The sequence below is a fragment of the Arthrobacter sp. MMS24-S77 genome (assembly GCF_054888235.1).
The window spans coordinates 2,438,172-2,452,991 of record NZ_JBTZRN010000001.1 but is presented as its reverse complement, the minus strand read 5'-3'; the positions used below and the strand labels follow the sequence as shown (position 1 = coordinate 2,452,991).

Annotated in this window: 9 protein-coding genes and 1 pseudogene; 4 read left to right on the top strand and 6 right to left on the bottom strand. The window is 64.0% G+C overall.

The window, feature by feature from the left end; all coding sequences use genetic code 11:
* Window positions 1–45: 45 nt before the first annotated feature.
* The 4 genes and pseudogenes from leuS to ACX5I4_RS11175 form a co-directional block, all read right to left on the bottom strand.
* Window positions 46–2,573 (bottom strand): annotated as a pseudogene (leuS, locus tag ACX5I4_RS11190) (leucine--tRNA ligase).
* 392 nt (window positions 2,574–2,965) lie between these two features.
* Complete coding sequence (gene glpK, locus ACX5I4_RS11185) at window positions 2,966–4,480, bottom strand: glycerol kinase GlpK (RefSeq protein ID WP_461836724.1); 1,515 nt, start codon at window positions 4,478–4,480, stop codon at window positions 2,966–2,968.
* A 59-nt stretch (window positions 4,481–4,539) separates the two neighbouring features.
* Window positions 4,540–5,289, bottom strand: coding sequence for an MIP/aquaporin family protein (locus ACX5I4_RS11180; RefSeq protein WP_184735076.1), 750 nt, complete (start codon window positions 5,287–5,289; stop codon window positions 4,540–4,542).
* Between the two features lie 174 nt (window positions 5,290–5,463).
* Entirely contained in the window at window positions 5,464–7,263 is a 1,800-nt protein-coding gene (locus ACX5I4_RS11175; protein ID WP_461836723.1) for a glycerol-3-phosphate dehydrogenase/oxidase, read from the bottom strand.
* Window positions 7,264–7,387: 124 nt separating this feature from the next.
* On the opposite strand from ACX5I4_RS11175, the gene ACX5I4_RS11170 reads away from it, so the two are divergent.
* From ACX5I4_RS11170 to ACX5I4_RS11155, 4 genes are read left to right on the top strand one after another with little or no spacing between them, the layout of a single operon-like run.
* Entirely contained in the window at window positions 7,388–8,350 is a 963-nt protein-coding gene (locus tag ACX5I4_RS11170; protein ID WP_461836722.1) for a sugar-binding transcriptional regulator, read from the top strand.
* 54 nt (window positions 8,351–8,404) lie between these two features.
* Complete coding sequence (locus tag ACX5I4_RS11165; RefSeq protein WP_461836721.1) at window positions 8,405–9,286, top strand: aldo/keto reductase; 882 nt, start codon at window positions 8,405–8,407, stop codon at window positions 9,284–9,286.
* A gap of 10 nt (window positions 9,287–9,296) precedes the next feature.
* Window positions 9,297–10,241: an alpha/beta fold hydrolase gene (locus ACX5I4_RS11160; RefSeq protein WP_461836720.1), complete on the top strand. Its 945-nt coding sequence runs from the start codon at window positions 9,297–9,299 to the stop codon at window positions 10,239–10,241.
* A complete protein-coding gene (locus ACX5I4_RS11155) occupies window positions 10,238–11,320 on the top strand; it encodes a glycosyltransferase family 4 protein (protein ID WP_461836719.1) in 1,083 nt (360 codons plus the stop codon). Before ACX5I4_RS11160 ends, ACX5I4_RS11155 begins: the two co-directional genes overlap by 4 nt.
* Here the strand turns inward: ACX5I4_RS11155 and ACX5I4_RS11150 are convergent.
* Both ACX5I4_RS11150 and metK read right to left on the bottom strand, forming a co-directional pair.
* Window positions 11,317–13,443, bottom strand: a complete 2,127-nt coding sequence (locus ACX5I4_RS11150; protein WP_461836718.1) for a primosomal protein N' — start codon at window positions 13,441–13,443, stop codon at window positions 11,317–11,319. The two genes, ACX5I4_RS11155 and ACX5I4_RS11150, sit on opposite strands and share 4 nt — an antisense overlap.
* Window positions 13,444–13,578: 135 nt before the next feature.
* Window positions 13,579–14,808, bottom strand: coding sequence for a methionine adenosyltransferase (metK, locus tag ACX5I4_RS11145; RefSeq protein ID WP_461836717.1), 1,230 nt, complete (start codon window positions 14,806–14,808; stop codon window positions 13,579–13,581).
* Window positions 14,809–14,820: the final 12 nt, after the last annotated feature.

Here is a 14,820-nt window from a genome sequence, read left to right as displayed (position 1 = left end):
GGCTGCTGGCCGGCCGCCGGCAAACACCGGCGGCCGCATTCCCGGCTAGGCCGGGACGATGTTGACCAGTTTAGGCGCGCGCACGATCACCGTGCGGATGCCACGGCCATCGAGTGCCCGCTGCACGTTTTCGCTCGCCAGGGCGAGTTCGCGCAGGGCGTCTTCGCTGATGTCCGGAGAAACCTCGAGGCGGTCGCGGACCTTCCCCTGGACTTGCACGACAGCAGTCACGGTGTCCTGGACAAGAAGAGAGGCATCGTGGGAGGGCCAGCCAGCGTTCGCCACGGAGGCCGGGTGGCCCAACTGGTTCCACAGGTCCTCGGCCGTGTATGGCGCGAAGAGGCTGAGTATGACTGCGACTGCTTCCACGGCTTCACGGACGGCGGGGTCTGCGCCACCGGCACCGGAGTCGATGGTCTTGCGGGTCGCGTTGACGAGCTCCATCAGTTTGGCCACCACGACGTTGAACTTGTTGTTGTCCAACAGCTCGGCGGCGTCGGCGATGGTCCTGTGGGTGACGGTGCGCAGCGCGCGGTCACCAGTGGAGACATCGACGCCGGGCTCGCTTGCCACGTCCTGGCCAAGGCGCCAGGCACGGGCAAGGAACTTTGCCGAGCCCGACGGCGAGACGTCCGCCCAGTCGACGTCGTCCTCCGGCGGGGAAGCAAAGACCATCGTCAAGCGGACGGCGTCGACACCGAACTTGTCCAGTTGCTCGCCAAGATCCACCCCGTTGCCGAGGGACTTGCTCATGGCCTTGCCGCCGTTGAGGACCTGCCCCTGGTTGAGCAAGGCGCTGAAGGGTTCGTCCGCGTCAAGCAGGCCCATGTCGTGGATGACCTTGGTGAAGAAGCGGGCGTAGAGCAAGTGCAGGATGGCGTGCTCCACGCCGCCCACATACTGGCCGACCGGCATCCAGTCGTTGATCTTGGCGGGATCGAACGGCCCCTCGGTGTAGTGCGGGGAAACGAAGCGCAGGAAGTACCAGGACGAGTCCACGAACGTGTCCATGGTGTCCGTGTCGCGCTGGGCGGCCCTTCCGCAGTTCGGGCACTCTACGTTGACCCATTCCAGTGCCGCGGCGAGGGGGGACGTGCCCCTCGGAGACAGCGCCTCGCCGCGCAGGTTTTCGGGCAGCGTGACAGGAAGCTGGTCGTCCGGTACCGGCACCTCGCCGCATTCGGCGCAGTGGATGATGGGGATCGGGGTACCCCAGAAACGCTGGCGGCTCAGGAGCCAGTCGCGCAGGCGGAAGTTGACGAACTTCTCCCCGTGCCCAGCTTCTCCAGGATGTCGATGGCTGCAGGGATGGCCTCGGCCTTGGACAATCCGTCCAGCTCGCCGGAGTTCATCAGGGTGCCTTCGCCGGCGGTCGCAATGCCGGTTTCCGCAGGGTCTTCCCCACCGGTGTTCAGCACCGGGCGCACCGGCAGGCCAAAGGCCCGGGCGAAATCGAGGTCGCGCTGGTCGTGAGCGGGCACTGCCATGATGGCGCCAGTGCCGTAGTCGGCAAGCACATAGTCGGCGGCCCAGACAGGCAGCTTTTCGCCGTTGAGCGGGTTGATGGCGTAGCGGCCGGTGAACACGCCGGTCTTCTCGCGCTCAGTGGACTGGCGCTCGATGTCCGACAGGGCCTTGACCTTTTCGCGGTAGGCCATGAGGGAGTCGTGGTGTTCGGGCGTGACCAGGTCCAAGGCCAGGTGCGCGTCCGCGGCGACGACGAAGAACGTGGCCCCATACAGGGTGTCCGGGCGGGTGGTGAAGACAGTCACTTCGCGTTCGGCGCGGCCGTCCGTGGCTTCGATCGCGAACCGGACGTGTGCGCCCTCGGAGCGGCCGATCCAGTTGCGCTGCATTGCCAGCACTCGCTCGGGCCAGTGTCCCTGGAGCTCGGACATGTCGTCCAGCAAACGGTCGGCATAATCGGTGATCTTGAAATACCACTGGTTCAGGGACTTCTTGGTTACGGGCGTGCCGCAGCGTTCACAAGCGCCGTTGACCACTTGTTCGTTCGCCAGTACGGTCAGGTCCTTCGGGCACCAGTTGACCGGGGAATCCTTGCGGTAAGCCAGACCGCGCTCGTAGAAACGCTTGAACAGCCATTGCGTCCAGCGGTAGTACTCCGGGTCAGAAGTATGCAGACGGCGGGACCAATCGGCGGAGATGGCGTAGCGCTTGAAGGATGCGGCCTGGGTGTCAATATTGGCGTAGGTCCACTCGCTGGGGTGGGCGTTGCGCTTGATGGCGGCGTTCTCTGCCGGCAGGCCAAAGGAGTCCCAGCCGATCGGGTGCAGGACGTCGAAGCCCTTCTGCCGAAGGTAGCGTGCCACCACATCGCCCATGGCGAAAGCCTCGGCGTGGCCCATGTGGAGGTCGCCTGAAGGGTAGGGGAACATGTCGAGGACATAGCGCCGCTCACGGGATCCGTCATCAGCAGGAGTGAAGACTTTGAGGTCTTCCCAGACCTGCGGCCACTTGGCTTCCATCGAGGCGAAGCTGTAGACGCCCTCCTCGGGCGTCTCGCCTGCCACTGTTGACTGTGCTCCGGTTTCTGTCTCCGGCTGAACGCTCACTGCTGCCCTCTTCTGTTCTTCCATGACGGTTTTGCCTCCTGCTCCGGGGCCCCGGAAGGTCCCGGACACACAAAAGCCCCTCGGCAAGGAGGGGCGGCCGCTCGGTTCGCGATGTCTAAAAATCGACGTTCACCGGGCGGCTAGCTAAGCAGAAGGATCGCACGCATACAGCCACCTTACCCGCCTGTTACGTGTTTATGGAAACACGCAACAAGTAGCCGAAAGTTCGAGGGAAGCCGCCTTTCGACGGAGGTAGGTGAACTGCGTTTCGAGGGGGCGGCCCCTCGCCCGGGTGTGGTGGGCACCGCGAAGCGGGCGGGGCAGGGGCCGCCCCCTCGAAACAGGCGGGGCGGCCCCTAACTTAGGTGCGGCGCGAACAGTAAGCGTGAGACCTACTTAACGTCCTCGTCAACCCAATCCATGGACTTGGTAACAGCCTTCTTCCACAAGCGCATCTGCCGCTCCTGCTCTTCGGCCGGGAGCTGCGGCTCCCAGCGCTTGTCCTCGCCCCAGTTGGCACTGAGTTCGCCGAGGTCCTTCCAGAAACCAACGGCAAGCCCAGCCGCGTAGGCAGCACCCAAGGCCGTGGTCTCCACGACCTTCGGACGGACCACGGGGACGCCCAGGATGTCCGCCTGGAACTGCATGAGCGCCTCATTGGCGACCATGCCGCCGTCGACCTTCAACTCGGTCAGCGGAACGCCCGAGTCCGCGTTGACGGCGTCGAGCACTTCGCGGGTCTGGAACGCTGTGGCCTCCAGCGCTGCGCGGGCAATGTGGCCCTTGTTGGCGAAACGGGTCAGTCCCACGATGGCTCCGCGGGCGTCAGCACGCCAGTACGGGGCGAACAGGCCGGAGAACGCGGGCACGATATAGACGCCGCCGTTGTCCTCGACTCCGGCTGCCAGCGTCTCCACCTCGGGAGCGGTGCTTATCAAGCCAAGGTTGTCGCGCAGCCACTGGATCAACGAACCCGTGACGGCGATGGAACCTTCCAGTGCATAGTGCGGTTTGGCATCGCCCAGCTTGTAGCCCAGCGTGGTCAGGAGGCCGTTCTTCGAGTGGACGATCTCCTCGCCCGTGTTGAAGATCAGGAAGCAGCCGGTGCCGTAGGTGTTCTTGGCTTCGCCGGCCTGGAACGCCGCCTGGCCAAACGTTGCCGCTTGCTGGTCACCGAGGATGCCCGCGACGGGTACTTCCCGCAGCAATTGGGACGTGTGCACCGTGCCGTAGACCTCGGAAGAGGACTTGATGGCAGGCATCATCGACGCCGGCACCCCGAACGTGTCCAGGATGTCCTGGTCCCATTGCAAGGTGTCGAGGTCCATGAACATGGTGCGCGAGGCGTTGGTGACGTCCGTGGCGTGCACGCCGCCGTCGACGCCGCCTGTCAGGTTCCACAGAACCCAGCAGTCGGTGTTGCCGAAGATAAGGTCCCCGGCTTCAGCCTTGGCTCGCGCACCTTCAACGTTATCCAGGATCCACTTGATCTTGGTCCCGGAGAAGTAGGTTGCCAAGGGCAGGCCGACCTTCTGCTTAAAGCGTTCAGGTCCACCGTCCTGGGCCAGTTCGTCCACGATTGACTGTGTGCGGGTGTCCTGCCAGACGATCGCGTTGTAGACGGGTTCGCCCGTGTTCTTGTCCCACACAACGGCGGTTTCGCGCTGGTTCGTGATGCCGACAGCGGCGATGTCGTGCCGGGTCAGGTTCGCTTTGGAGAGCGCCGAGCCAATGACCTCACGGGTGTTGTCCCAGATTTCGACCGGGTTGTGCTCCACCCATCCGGCCTGGGGGAAGATCTGCTCGTGTTCCATCTGGCCGGAGGAAACAATGTTTCCCGAGTGGTCGAAAACGATGGCACGCGAGCTGGTGGTTCCCTGGTCAATGGCGATGACGTATTGCGACATTTTGACGTCCTTGTCTGATTGCTTGGGTGTGGATGCGGGATAGGTGTCTGAGCGGAGTACTACTTGGCGATGGTTGCCATGATCGGCACTGAGTGGGCAACGAGGCCCGCGATGGTCCCGCCCAGGAGCGGTCCGACCACCGGAACCCACGAGTATGCCCAGTCGCTGGAGCCCTTGCCCTTGATCGGCAGAATGGCGTGGGCGATGCGCGGACCGAGGTCACGGGCAGGGTTGATGGCATAGCCCGTGGGTCCGCCGAGGGATGCGCCGATACCCACGACGAGCAATGCCACTGCGAGCGGCCCGAGGCCGGACGGAGTGCCGCCGAAGGTCAGGATCACGAAGACAAGCACAAAAGTGCCGATGATTTCGGTGACGAGGTTCCAGGGGTATGACCGGATAGCCGGACCCGTGGAGAACACCGCGAGTTTGCTTGCTGCCAGCGGCTCGGCGTCGAAGTGCTGCTTGTGGGCTAGCCACGCGAAGATGGCGCCGAGGAAGGCGCCGGTCAGTTCTCCACCGAAGTAGGTGAACGTGGACGCCGCGCTCACGGCTACCCCTGGAGCGAACTCGGCTTTGCCGTCAACCAAGAGGCCAAGCGTGACGGCCGGGTTCAGGTGCGCGCCGGACATAGCCGCCACGTATACGCCGGCAAATACAGCGATGCCCCAGCCAAAATTCACCATCAGGAACCCGCCATTGTTACCCTTTGTGCCTTTCAGCGCGACGTTTGCCACAACGCCGCAACCGAGCAGGGTAAGCATTCCGGTTCCGAACACTTCGGAAAGGAAAACAATTCCGAGAGACATCTTTGACTCCTCATTTTCTTCTGTTGTCAGCCCCGCGGATTTGTTGGGGGCCGTTGGTCCGGCGTCTGTTCGCGCCGTCCCGGCTGCGCTGCGCCCTAGCGGAGCGGAGCATCGCAACCCTTGTGTCCCGGCTTCATGGCCGGGACAATCAAGCTGATGTGACGTACATTACGTTCAGGCGACGAGGCTGTGAACAGTCACGCCATGAAAACGTAGAAGCACCTCCTGTGCGTGGTGGATTTCCGCGTCACGCTTTGCTGGATCCCAGGCAAGCTGCCCGGAGAGGACCTCGGCGATTTCGTTGAGCAGCTCACCCGTCACAAGGCCCCGGAAGGCCAGCGACGTGCGGCGAATAAGGACGTCCACGAGGTGCCCGATCTGTTCGTTGGCGGCCATGAATTCCAGCTCCCGGACGCTGAGTTCATTCGTGGAACGCAGTTTCCGGTCCTCTCCTGCCTTGAGGAAAGCGATGACCTCCTCGGCGCGGGTACCGTAGCGGGTCAGCAAGCCGCTGACGCGTTCGGCGTCGAGTCCGGGAGCCATGTGCTTCTTGACCCAGTCCTGGATGCCGTCTTCGCTGTTCGGGAAGCCGGAGCCGCCGCCGATGGCTAGTTTCGCCGTCGAAACCTTGCGTTCCATGCCCAGTTCATGGAGGACGTCGTTACTCAGGTGTTCGGCGAGGGCGCGGAAAGTGGTCCATTTTCCGCCGATCAATGAGAGGACGACGGCGGCCTTGCCGCCTTGGGCGGCCGCAGTGCCGGAGGCCTGGCGCTCCCTTCGCTCGATGCGGTAATCGCGTGACACGAAGCCCGGCTGGGTATCATCGTGGCGCGGTAGCGGGCGAACCCCGGCGAAGCTGTAGACGATGTGGCTACGGTCCACCGTGATGGATGGGAAGACGTGCCCCACGAGGTCGAAGAAGTAGTCAACCTCCGCTTCGGTGCACACGGCGTCCTGGCCCATGTCGGCGTCGACGTCGGTGGTGCCCACAAGGACACGGTCACCCATTGGATAGATCAGGACGATCCGTCCGTCCGTATGCTCGAAGAAGATCTCCCGGCCGCCGCAGGCTGCAAGCAGTTCCGGGTGATCCAGCACGATGTGGGAGCCCTTGGTTCCGCCCATGAAATGGCTCGCGGCTCCCATGGCGTCGTTGGTGAGGTCAACCCATGCACCGGTCGTGTTCACGATGACGTCAGCCTGGAAGCTGAATTCTTCACCGGTGAGTTCATCACGCAGCAAAACAGCGCCGGCCGCGCCGGCGGCTGAGTCCATCGATACAAGCGAGACGTAGTTGCTGGCGCGGGCGCTGCCACCTGGCAGGCTACTTCCGCTGCCCGCCTTCTCGCCGTCCTGGAGCACATCGAGCGTCAGGCGCTCTGGATTGTGCACGGAGGCGTCAAAATAGGTGGCTGCGTATTTGATGCCGGGGTGCAGCTGCGGCAACTCGGCCAGCGCCCTCTCCCTGCCCCGGAACTGGTGGCGCGGCACGCTGCCGCCGTCGCGGGAGAAGAAGTCGTACATGCTCAGTCCGAGCTTGATGAGGAATGCGCCGCGTTCCTTGGGCTTGCCTTGCTTGTGCGTGAGGAACCGTGTGGGGGCGGACAGTATCCCGGAAAAGGTGCTGAAGATGGGGATTGTTGTCTGCAACGGCTTCACGTAGTGGGGGGCGATCTTCAGGAGGCGGTTGCGCTCGACCACGGATTCCTGCACGAGGCGGAATTCGCCATTCTCGAGGTAGCGGATACCGCCGTGGATCATATGGGACGAAGCTCCGCTGGCGCCCTGGCAGTAGTCACCGCGCTCCACGAGTGCGACGTCCACGCCTTGCAGTGCCAGATCACGGAATGTGCCCACACCGTTGATGCCGCCTCCGATGATGAGCACCTGGGCTTTCGGCCGTTCGCGAAGTGCCGAAGTGGCGGTTCGACGTGATGATCCCGCTGCGGAACCGGAAATGCTGTTGTGTCCCAAAACTGCTCCCTTGGGCTTTGGTATGAGCGCTGCATCACTTGACGGCGCACCTTGCACAACTATTCTTCGAAAGAGTGGAAAATGAAATCAAGCTATTTGCACAAACGTGCAGAACGGAACTGAGATGCCACGAGTACGACATTCAGAGGCCCTCCGGGCAGCGCAGATGTACTACCTCCAAGACCTGACGATGGACGCCATCGCCCGCGAACTGAGGACTTCGCGTTCAACAGTTTCCCGGTTGCTGGCCTCGGCCCGGGAGTCGGGACTGGTGCAGATCCAGATCCGCAGTCCACTGGACTCCGCCCCGGAACTGGAGCGGATGATCCGCAGCCGCTATGGCGTCGATGTACACGTGGTGCCTGTCTTGGACACCTTGAACGAGGCGGAAACCCTCGACCGGGTGGCGATGCAGGCAGCTCGGACCATCGGTCCGCTTGTCGATTCCAACGCCATTATCGGCGTGGCCTGGGGTGCGACCATCAGCGCCGTCAGCCGGCACCTGACCCGCAAGATCACGCACGACAGCACTATCGTGCAGCTCAACGGTGCCGGGAACATGCAGACTACCGGCATCACCTACGCGAGCGACATCATGCGCCGTTTCGGTATTGCCTATGGCGCACGGGTGGAACAGTTCCCGGTTCCTGCTTTCTTCGACCACGCTTCCACCAAGACCGCCATGTGGAATGAGCGCAGCGTCCAACGAGTGCTCGACCTCCAAGCCAGGATGAGCATCGCGATCTTCGGTGTTGGTTCGGTCCATTCGGACTACCCCAGCCACGTCTACGCGGGCGGCTACCTCGATGAAACCGACCTCAATCTGCTGGCCAGCTCCGACGTCGTAGGGGACGTCGCCACCGTCTTCTTCCGTGCCGACGGCTCTTCCGACGGGATCACCCTTAACGAACGTTCCACCGGTCCAAGCCACGAGCAACTAAGGCAGGTGCGGCGCCGCATCTGCGTCGTTTCGGGCGCATCCAAGATCAACGGCCTGCGTGGCGCCTTGGCGGCTAGGCTGGCCACGGATCTGATCCTGGACGAGGCCACCGCAAAACGCCTCGTGAGTTTCGGGAGCCCGTCCTGAATATTTCACTGGTCCTGAATCATTCCCGGCATCGAGGTAGGTAGAGTCTTGGCTATGAAACCCTCGCCTAGGCTCAGTCTCAACAACGGCGTCCTGATTGACCAGTTGGGGTTCGGGCTCTACAAGGTGCCACCGGCCGACGCCACTTCTTTGGTCGCCACTGCGCTAGGCGCCGGCTACAGGCACTTCGATACCGCCGCCATGTATGGCAACGAGACCGGCGTTGGCCGCGGCATAGGAAGCGCCGTGATACCCCCGGCCGGTGTGGATGGCAACACAGGAGGCTCCGGGGAGGGCACGCACTCGCTCTCCCGCGAAGACGTCTTTGTCACCACGAAGCTCTGGAATGACGATCACGGCTATGACTCCACTCTCCGGGCTTTCGATAACTCCATGGCCAATCTCGGCCTGGACTACGTCGATCTGTACCTGATCCACTGGCCTTGCGCCGGGCGCGGCCTGTTCCAGGAGAGCTACCGGGCCATGGAGACCTTGTACCGTGAAGGCCGCGTGCGCGCGATCGGTGTCTCCAATTTCCAGCCGGCCCACCTTGAATCGCTGATGCAGAAGGCCGAAGTGGTTCCAGCCGTGAACCAGATTGAACTGCACCCATGGCTGCAGCAGCCCCGACTCCGGACCCTGCACGAGCAGTTGCGTATCCGCACCGAGGCCTGGAGTCCGTTGGGGCGCGGACAAGTCCTCCAGGATCCGGCCGTGCGCGCGCTGGCGGACAAGTATGGCAAGACGCCTGCACAAATCATCATCCGCTGGCACCTCCAGCTGGGGAACATCGTGATTCCCAAAGCGAGCACCGCGGCTCGCATCCAGGAGAACTTCAATGTCTTCAGCTTCGAGCTTGATGCGGAGGACATGGACGGCATTGCCACCCTCGAACGCCACCATCGCACCGGCTCACACCCGGACAACGTCAACTAGGACCCGACGAATGGAACAAGTGGACACCCACTCCCCCGAACCCACCCCAGCCTCCCCACGGGAGTTCTTCAGCAAGGCCCTGGCCTCCCGGACCAGTGCCTCCGACCTTGACCTCGACGGCAGCAACGTGGCGTATTGGTGCTACGAACCGGTCGCCACGACGGCGGATACACGAACCATCCTGGTCATCCACGGTTTCCGCGGCGACCACCACGGCCTGCTCCGGGTAGCAGACCATTTGCCCGAAATGCGGATCATCATGCCGGACCTTCCGGGCTTCGGCAGTTCGGAACCTTTTGCCGGAGACCCCCACACGGTGGAACGCTATGGAAAGTTCATCACCGGCTTCATGGCGGCCCTGGGTCTCGGGCCGGACACGGTTTTGCTCGGTCATTCGTTCGGATCCATCGTCGCCAGCCATTTCGCCGCCTCGAACCCGGGTGCAATCCGCCCCCTGATCCTGGTCAATCCCATCGCGGCACCTGCGCTTGAGGGGCCCAAGGGCATCATGACCAAGCTGGCCGTCATGTACTACCAGGTCTCTGCCAAGCTCCCGCGCAGGCTGGGTCTCGCTGTGTTGCGCAGCCGCCTGATTGTTCGGGTCATGAGCGCCACTATGGCCAAGACCCGCGACAAGGAACTCCGTGCTTTCGTCCATGGGCAGCACGATGCGTACTTCTCCGCCTTCGCCGACCGTGCCAGCCTTCTGGAGTCCTTCAGGGCCTCCGTGTCCAGCCATGTGGCCGAGGTTGCCAGCCAACTGGACCTCCCGGTGCTGCTGGTGGCAGGCGAAAAGGATGAGATCGCGCTGCTCCGGGACCAGCACAAACTGCTGGAGCTATTGCCCGACGGCGAGCTGGTAGTGATTCCCGACGTCGGGCATTTGATCCACTACGAGACACCGGCGTCGGCCGCCGCCGCCATCCGAAGCTTCCTGGAGGAACACCCCGCGTGAAAATCGTCATCGACGCCCGCTTCACCCGTACGGACCATCATGACGGCATCAGCCGCTACGGTTCGAGCCTGATAGCGGCGGCGTCCAAAATCGCGGATGTCAGCATGCTCATCAGCGACAAACGCCAGTTGGCGCTTCTCCCGGACGTCCCCTACGTGCTCATCAGCAGCCCGCTGTCGCCGCGCGAACTATTCGTGGCGCGGGAAGTCAACAAGCTCGGCGCCGACGTGGTGGTTTGCCCGATGCAGACCATGGGAACCCTGGGCCGGAAGTATGGCTTGGTCCTGACCCTGCACGACCTCATCTACTATGAGCACCCGGCCCCTCCGGGCTTCCTGCCCGCACCAGTGCGGTTGCTGTGGCGGCTCTACCACAAGGCCTACTGGCCGCAGCGCTTGCTTCTCAATCGGGCCGACATCGTTGCGACCATCAGCCACACTACCGAGTCGCTCATGGCGAAGTTCAATTTGACCCGCCGCCCCGTCCGGATCGTGGGCAACGCGCCACAGCCGGGCCAAACGCCGCGTGATCCAGAGGGCGGCGCCGAGAAGTCCCTGCTCTACATGGGCTCGTTCATGCCGTACAAGAACGTGGAGACCATGATCCAGGGCATGTCCGAATTGCCTGGATTCACACTGCATCTGCTGAGCAGGATCACCCCCATGCGCCGTGCCGAGCTGGAGCCCTTGGTGCCGCCGGGTGCGCGGGTGGAATTCCACAACGGCGTCACCGACGCCGAGTACGATTCCCTGTTGATCCGGGCCACCGCCCTCATCAGCCTGTCCAAGGCGGAAGGCTACGGGCTGCCCCTGGTTGAGGCCATGGCACTTGGCACTCCCGTCATCGCCAGCGACATTCCCATCTTCCGGGAAGTCGGTGCGGATGCCGTGAGCTATGTGCACCCGGAATCACCCGCCGAATTCGCTGCGGCCGTCAGGGCCCTTGAAGATGAGGAACTCTGGCAAGCGCGCTCACGCCGTTCAGTGGAACGCGCCGCCGACTTCAACTGGGACGAGTCTGCCCGTCAACTGCTGGCGGTGGCCGAAGAAGTGGTGGCGATGCGCAGCCGCAAGCGCTAGAGGACGTCAACGCCGTCGAGCCGCAGTTGCACCGGCCCCGAGGTGCGCTTCGCCGCACTGGCTGCTTTGACTGCGCGCATGGCCTTGGTGGCTTCGGCCGCTTGGGCATAGGGAATGAAGAACAGGGTCCGGACGTCCGGATCGCCGTCTTGCGCTGATGCACGCTGTGCTGACAGTGCGAGCGAAACGGCTGCGGGGCCAGCGGTGCGCAGCTGGATGTTCCTGGCAAGGCCCTCGGTGAAGTGGACGACGTCGGCCCGTTTGCCGGTGGCGGACGCGATCCGCACCGCTGGCGGCAACTGAAGTTCCTGCCGCAGCACCAGCTCCCGGGAGGCATACCCTGCCGGGTCCCAGCGCAGGAGGGCGCCTGTCGCGGTGGTGTCGTCGGCAGTAATGACTACGAGCCCGCCTTCGCCCGCAGGGCGCACGAGCGCGGCCGCGTTGAACCATCGCCGCACGGTGTCCTCGCCGGCACGAAGATTCTCCCGGCGGAGGAGCGAATTGCCATCCAGGAGCAGCGCTGCCGCATAGCCGCCGGGTGCGACGGGTTCAGCGCCCACGGTGGCCACTACCAGCGCGTGGGCATCTGAAACAGTGGTTTTGACCTGGTCTCCTGAGGAAGTCACCACGGCCTTGCCCGGAAAAGCCCTGCCTAGCTCTTCAGCGGTCCGGAGCACCCCGGCGGCCCCTCTGCGAAGACGGCCCCCGCCGCAATGGCGACAACGCCAGTCGGGAGCCGGGGTGGAGCACCAGCGGCATTGCGGCAGGGCCGATTGACCGGCGATTGCGAGGGGCCCTTGGCACGTGTTGCACCTGGCGGGCTCGCGGCAATCCTCGCAGACCAACGACGGCGCGTAACCGGCCCGGGCCACCTGTACCAGGACAGGTCCACGTTCCAGCCCGTCCTTCGCCGCACGCCACGCGGCCCCGGGCAAGCGTGCAATCCGGGCCAGGGGGTCGCGCTCCTGCTCGAAACTGTCCGCCGTGTTGAGCACGCGCGGCGCGCGGGCGCGCACCACCGTCCGAGGGGGTTCCACTGGCACAGCCCAGCCGCCTTCGACCAGTCGCTGAAGCTCGGTGCTGCGGCTGTGCGCGGCCATGAGGCATGCCGCAGATTCCTGTTCGGAGCGCAAAAGCAGGATTTCGCGGGTGTGGGCGTAAGGAGCGCGCTGGTCGATGTGGAGGTCGTTGCCGTCGTCCCAACAGACCACAAGTCCAAGGTCCTGGACTGGAGCGTACGCGGCGGACCGCGTACCGATCGCCACTTTGGCTGCTCCGCTCAGTAGCCGAAGGTAGCTCCGGTACCGCGGGGACTGACCGTCGTCGGCCGTCAGCCGTGCGATTTCCCCTGCCGGCAAGACGGCGTCAAGCGCGGCTTCCATGCGGTCAAGATCACGGTAGTCGGGCACAACGACGACGGCGCCCCGCCCTGAGGATCGGACTGCCGCCACCGCAGACGCCACAAGTTCGGGCCAGCCGGCGGCTCCAAAGCCCTGCACGGCGGTGAGGACAGCCCTGGGCGAGCCGCCTCCGGCCAGGTGCTGCAGGTACGGTACTCCGTTGGTGTAGGAAGCCCACATTGCTTGAGGCGGGGACACCGCGCCGGCAGCAGGGGCGGCGGCCTCGGTTTGCTCCTCCAGGAGCGACACACCGGAAAGGAGCAGCTTCTCCAGGCCCGCGACCCGCGGCGGGATGGCTGTCCGGAGGACGTCGCTCAACGTCCCGGCGTAGCGGGCCGCGACGCTGGAGGCAAGTTCCAGCAAGGGCGGTGTCAGCACTTGGACTGATGAAATCACCTTGAGCAGCGGACTCAGTGCGTGCCCGGCCTCCGACGACTCCGCACGCTCCAGCACATAACCGTTAAGTTCCTGTCCGCTGAAACGCACTTTGACCCGCACGCCCGCCAACGCGGTGTCTGCGAACTCAGCCGGGACACTGTAGTCAAAAGGCCGGTCCAAATGCGGCAGGGGCGATTCAACCAGGACCCGTGCCACCGGATTGCCTGCTGCGAGGGCTGGCCCGCCGGCGTCGCTCCCGCGGGCCGGGAATCCCTGCAGCAAGGACGGCTGACGGGCCGGCGAGGGCAACGCCATGGCAAAGGGAAGGAGCGAATCATCGCTCATCCTTGTCACCTCCCTCAAGTGCCGAATGCCAGCGACGGGCTCAATCTTGGGTCAAGCCAAGCAGACACCACCGACAATTTTGCCCTTAGCGGACCAGTACCTGGCCGGCCCGGACCGTCATGAGGGGGGTCCAGATCAGGCGTTGAAGAATTCCTTCAACTCGTCCACCCGGTCCAGGCGCTCCCACGTGAAATCGGGCTCGTCGCGGCCGAAGTGTCCGTGCGCTGCCGTCTTGGCGTAGATGGGGCGCTTGAGGTCAAGGGCGTCAATGATGGCGCGCGGGCGGAGGTCGAAGATCTCCGCAATTGCTTCGCTGATCTTGGCCGGGTCAACAGTCTCGGTACCGAAGGTCTCGACGTACGTGCCGACAGGACGCGCCTGGCCGATCGCGTAAGCGATCTGGATTTCGGCGCGCTTCGCCAGGCCTGCGGCCACGACGTTCTTGGCTACCCAGCGCATCGCGTAGGCGGCCGAACGGTCAACCTTCGACGGATCCTTGCCGGAGAAAGCACCGCCGCCGTGGCGGGCCATGCCGCCATAAGTGTCAACAATGATCTTGCGGCCGGTCAGTCCGGCATCACCGACAGGTCCGCCGATGACGAAGGCGCCGGCGGGGTTCAGGATGTTCGCGACGTGGGAGATATCCAGGTTGGACACTGCCAGGACCGGATCGATCACGTGCGCGGCGAGGTCAGCGCGCAAGCGGTCAAGGTGGGTTCCTTCGGCGTGCTGGCTGGAGATAACCACCGTTTCAACGGAAACGGGGCGGTCCCGGTCGTATCCGACCGTCACCTGCGTCTTGCCGTCAGGGCGGAGGTAGGCCAGTTCGCCGCTCTTGCGAACTTCAGTGAGCCGCTCGGAGAGGCGGTGGGCCAGCCAAATGGGCGTTGGCATGTAGGACGGGGTTTCGTCGCTCGCGTAGCCGAACATGATGCCCTGGTCACCGGCGCCTTGGAGGTCGTAGTCATCCTCCTGGCGGCCTTCGCGGGCTTCGAGGGAGTTGAAGACGCCGCCCGCGATGTCGTTGGACTGCTGGCCGATCGAGACTGACACGCCGCAACGGGCGCCGTCGAAGCCGTTGGCGGAAGAGTCATAGCCGATTCCGAGGATGGTCTCGCGGACGATCTGCGGAATTTCGACGTATGCATCCGTGGTGACTTCGCCAGCCACGTGCACCAAGCCGGTGGTGGCCATGGTCTCAACAGCCACGCGGGACTCGGGGTCTGCTGCCAGAAGCGCATCAAGGATGGCGTCGCTGATCTGGTCGCAGATCTTGTCCGGGTGCCCTTCCGTTACCGACTCCGAAGTGAAGAGCCGGAGCTTGGACGGGGTTCCGTGGGATTCATGATGCAGCGGTAAAGTCACTCGACTACCTTA